4 protein-coding genes are annotated in these 4,551 nt (G+C 68.0%); 3 read left to right on the top strand and 1 reads right to left on the bottom strand.

Annotated elements, in window-relative coordinates:
* From ACFE99_RS19600 to ACFE99_RS19590, 3 genes are all read left to right on the top strand, one after another.
* A partial coding sequence (locus ACFE99_RS19600) for an NlpC/P60 family protein (RefSeq protein WP_375488091.1) occupies positions 1-383 on the top strand: 383 nt, incomplete at its 5' end.
* Between the two features lie 131 nt (positions 384-514).
* Complete coding sequence (locus tag ACFE99_RS19595) at positions 515-1,318, top strand: hypothetical protein (protein ID WP_375488093.1); 804 nt, start codon at positions 515-517, stop codon at positions 1,316-1,318.
* A gap of 9 nt (positions 1,319-1,327) precedes the next feature.
* The gene (locus ACFE99_RS19590) at positions 1,328-2,464 is read left to right on the top strand and encodes a glycosyltransferase family 4 protein (protein ID WP_375488090.1); all 1,137 of its coding nucleotides are present in this window, start codon (positions 1,328-1,330) and stop codon (positions 2,462-2,464) included.
* 15 nt (positions 2,465-2,479) lie between these two features.
* On the opposite strand, the gene ACFE99_RS19585 is transcribed toward ACFE99_RS19590, so the two are convergent.
* Positions 2,480-4,276, bottom strand: a complete 1,797-nt coding sequence (locus tag ACFE99_RS19585) for an AMP-dependent synthetase/ligase (RefSeq protein ID WP_375488089.1) — start codon at positions 4,274-4,276, stop codon at positions 2,480-2,482.
* Between the last annotated feature and the right edge of the window lie 275 nt (positions 4,277-4,551).

The raw sequence follows: 4,551 nt of genomic DNA, 5'->3' as shown, positions 1-4,551 counted from the left end.
CTCCCGACGCGCTGCCGCCCGCCGGCCCCGGCTCGGGTGCTGCCGCGGTCGCCGTCCAGGCGGCACTCACCCAGGTAGGCCAGCCCTACTCATGGGGCGGTGCCGCCCCCGGCGGGTTCGACTGCTCGGGCTTGGTGATGTGGGCATTCCAGCAGGCCGGCATTCCGCTGCCGCACTCCAGCCAGGCGTTGGCAAATGGCGGGCAGCCGGTCGCGTTGTCGGATCTGCAGCCCGGCGACGTGCTGACCTTCTACTCCGACGCTTCACACGCCGGCATCTACATTGGCGACGGTCTGATGATTCATTCCTCCACCTATGGTCAGCCGGTGCGGGTGGTGCCGATGACATCGTCCGGCCCGATCCACAACGCGCGCCGCTACTAGAGTCGATGGCCCGGCTCGCCCCCTCGCCGCTACCCGGCTGGAGGTTCCCCCGCCTCGGGCCATGGTGGCCCACATCGTTGCCGGGCGGAGTCCTCGCCAAGCGGTTTCGTCGCCGGTGGCCTCCGGTGCTATTGGCCGGTGCACTTCTCGTCGAGTTGACCGTTGGGTGTGCGGTGTTGGCAGGCCCCCCGGAGCAACCAGCTGCAGCCAGCGCTGCCAGCACCGCGCAAACGGTTGTGGTCGCTGGGGGCCGCACGGTGCGGCTGGTGAGCCTCGGGGGCCCGAGGACCGACCGGCTTTTGGCTCGAGTCGCCTCCGAGATGGGTGGGGCTGTCGACGCGGTGCAGGCCTTCTGGGGGCCAGAGTGGCTGCGCCAGATCACGGTGGTGGCGACGGTTTCGCAGCAGCAGTTCGCGGCCGCAGCCGGCGGTGCGCCGGCGCAGTGGGCCGATATCGCGGCGGTCACCGTCGCCGACCGAGTCGATCCCCAGCATCGTGCCGCGTTCGGCCAGCGCATCGTCTTCGCGCCGGGCGCCGCGACGATGAGCGACACGTCGCTGCGAATAGTGTTGCGCCACGAGCTTTTCCACTACGCGGCGCGCGCCGAAACCACCCTTGACGCGCCGCGCTGGCTGACTGAAGGCGTGGCCGACTTCGTTGCACGGCCACCCACGTCGGCGCCCCCCGCATTGGCGGCCACACTTCCCTCCGATGCCGACCTCGACGTGCCCGGGCCGCAGCGCTCGCTGGGCTATGACAAGGCGTGGTGGTTTGCTCGCTTCGTGGCCGACGCGTACGGGACGGCGAGGCTGCGCCGGTTGTACCTCGCCGCCTGCGGTGTGGGACATACCGGGGTGACCGCCGCGATGCGTGCGGTGCTGGGCACCGAACCGGCCAGCGTGCTCACGCGCTGGCAGCAGTGGCTCAACCGCTAGCCTTTCCGGGTGGCTCGGGTCCTGCTGGTGACCAACGACTTTCCGCCTCGGCGGGGCGGCATTCAGTCTTATCTGGAAGAGCTGGTGCGCAGGATCGTCAGCATGGGGTCGCATGCCGTGACGGTGTATGCGCCGCAGTGGAAAGGTGCCGACGCCTTCGACGCGCGCGCAGTTGGCTATCAGGTGGTGCGCCATCCGGGCACGCTGATGCTGCCCGGTCCGGCGGTCGACATCCGGATGCGCAGCCTGATCGCCGCCTGCGACATCGACACCGTCTGGTTCGGCGCCGCGGCGCCGCTGGCATTGCTGGCGGACCGCGCGCGACGGGCCGGCGCGATTCGGGTGCTGGCCAGCACGCATGGCCACGAAGTGGGCTGGTCGATGCTTCCTATGGCCCGCTCGGTGCTGCGTCGCATCGGCGATAGCACCGATGTGGTGACCTTCGTCAGCCGCTACACCCGCGCCCGGTTCGCGTCGGCATTCGGGCCGCAGGCGGCATTGGAGTACCTGCCGCCCGGGGTGGACACGGACCGGTTCCGGCCGGACCCGGCGAGCCGCGCCGAATTGCGGTCCCGCTACCGGCTGGGCCAGCGCCCCACGGTGGTGTGCCTGTCGCGGCTGGTACCGCGCAAGGGGCAGGACATGCTCATCCGAGCGCTGCCGGCGATCCGGCAGCGAGTCGAGGGCGCCGCGCTGGTCATCGTCGGCGGCGGTCCCTACCTTTCGGCGCTGCGCCGGCTGGCCCAGGGTTGCGGGGTGGCCGAGCAGGTGATCTTGACCGGTGCAGTTTCCGGCGCTGAGCTACCCGCACATCACGCGATGGCCGACGTTTTCGCGATGCCGTGCCGGACCCGAGGTGCTGGATTGGACGTCGAGGGGCTGGGCATCGTTTTCCTGGAAGCCTCCGCCACTGGCGTGCCGGTGGTTGCCGGGTGCTCGGGTGGAGCACCGGAAACCGTGCGGCACAACATAACCGGGTGTGTTGTCGACGGTCGATCGGTGGACCAGGTTGCCGACGTGGTCGGTGCGCTGTTGGCCGATCCCGGCAGGGCTGCCGCCATGGGTGCTGCGGGCAGGAACTGGGTGACCGAAAACTGGCGGTGGGACACGCTGGCCGCACGTATGGCCGCGCTGTTGGACGGTTAGCGAGTGGCTCGCGTCTTAGGAGTAGATCGCTTCGATGTCGGGGGCGAACTTCTCCGACACCACCTTGCGCTTAACCTTCATGGTGGGGGTCAGCTCACCGGTGTCTTCGGTGAAGTCGACCGGCAGAATCCGGAACTTACGGATTGACTCGGCATGTGAGACAGCCAGATTCGCTTGTTTGACCGCGGCGTCCACCTCGGCGACCAAGTCTGGGTCAGTGGTCAGATCGCCCACCGACACGTCGGCGGCCTTGCTGTTGCGCTGTTTCCATCCTTCGAACGCCTCCGGATCGATGGTGATCAGCGCCCCGACGAACGGCCTAGCGTCGCCGACGACCATCGCCTGGCTGATCAACGGGTGCGCCCGCAACTGGTCCTCGAGCACCGCCGGGGCGACATTCTTACCGCCCGCGGTGACGATGATTTCCTTCTTGCGGCCGGTAATGGTCAAATAGCCGTCCTCGCCGACCTCGCCGAGGTCGCCAGTTTTGAACCAACCGTCGGTGAATGCCTCTGCGGTGGCTTGTTCGTTGTGCCAATAACTGCTGAACACCACGCCTCCGCGAACCAGCAGCTCGCCGTCGTCGGCGATGCGCATGCTGTTGCCGGGCAAGAGTTTTCCGACGGTACCGATTTTCAAGGCGCCGACCTGGTTGACGGTGATGGCCGCGCTGGTCTCGGTCAGCCCGTAGCCCTCGTACACGGTCAGGCCCACGCCGCGGTAGAAGTGACCCAGCCGGGCGCCAAGTGGGGCACCGCCGGAGATGGAGGCGCGGCAGTCTCCGCCCAACGCCGCACGCAGCTTGTGGTAGACCAACCGATCGAAGAGCGCATGCTTGGCGCGAAGCAGCAGGCCCGGGCCGCCGCGGTCCTGCGCCTGGCTCCAGTCGACGGCAGTCTGCGCGGCGATGTCGAAGATCCGCCGCTTGCCGTCATTGGCGGCGTTTTGCGCGGCGGTGTTGTACACCTTCTCGAATACCCGCGGCACCGACACCACGATCGTCGGCTTGAACACCGCGAACATCGGCACCAGATTCTTGATGTCGCTGGTGAAGCCGACCGTGACCTTGTTGGCGAATGCGGCCATCGTGATTGCCCGGGCAAGCACGTGGGCCAGCGGCAAAAAGACCAGCAGCCGTTCGCCCTTGGTCAGCAGGGTGGGCAGCACCTCCTCGGCGCCGCGGGTCTCGTACACGAGGTTGGAATGGGTGAGTTGGCATCCTTTGGGTCGCCCGGTGGTTCCCGACGTATAGATCAGCGTCGCCGGGTCAGCACTGCGCAAAGCCTGGACCCGGTTGGTGACCTCGGCGGGGTCGACCGACGCGCCCTCTTCGGCGAGCTGGTCAAGCGCCTTGCGGCCCGAGCCGTCGATATGCAATACCCGGCGCAACGTCGGTAGCTGGCCGGTGAGCTCGCTGACCATCGTTGCGTGCGCGTCGGTTTCTGCGAACGCCACCACCGCCTCGGAGTCCTGCAGCACCCAGCGCACCTGCTCAGCCGACGACGTCTCGTAGATCGGGACCGTCACGGCGCCGACGGACAGGATCGCGAAATCGAGGATCGCCCACTCGTAGCGGGTTGCCGAGAAGATCGCGACCCGGTCACCAGGCTGCACGCCCAGAGCAATCAAACCCATTGCAGCCGAGCGGATTTGGCCGGCTGCGGCGGCGCATGTCACGTCAGTCCAAGCTCCGTCGATCAGCCGCTGGAAAATCACGAAGTCAGGGTCTTCACGCTCGTGGTCATAGACCGATGCCACGATGCTGTCGTGTTCGCCAACGGTAAACGGGGCGGGCACACTGAACTCACGCACTCTTTGACCTCGCTTGACATCGCATGACGTTGCCGGGGTCGCCGGCTCGATGCCGTCCAGCGTAGTGGCGATCGCGAGCGCGGCGGAGCCGGGCGCAGCGGGTCGCCACCGTGGGATTTTGTGGCGATCGCAAGCGCGGCGGAGCCGGGCGCAGCGGGTCGCCCCCGTGGGACTTTGTGGCGATCGCGAGCGCGGCGGAGCCGGGCGCAGCGGGTCGCCACCGTGGGACTTTGTGGCGATCGCGAGCGCGGCGGAGCCGGGCGCAGCGGGTCGCC

The organism is uncultured Mycobacterium sp., from assembly GCF_964249325.1.
In the GTDB taxonomy this organism is placed as follows: Bacteria; Actinomycetota; Actinomycetes; order Mycobacteriales; family Mycobacteriaceae; genus Mycobacterium.
The sequence above is the reverse complement of the archived record's forward strand: the minus strand, read 5'-3'. Positions and strand labels throughout refer to the sequence as shown.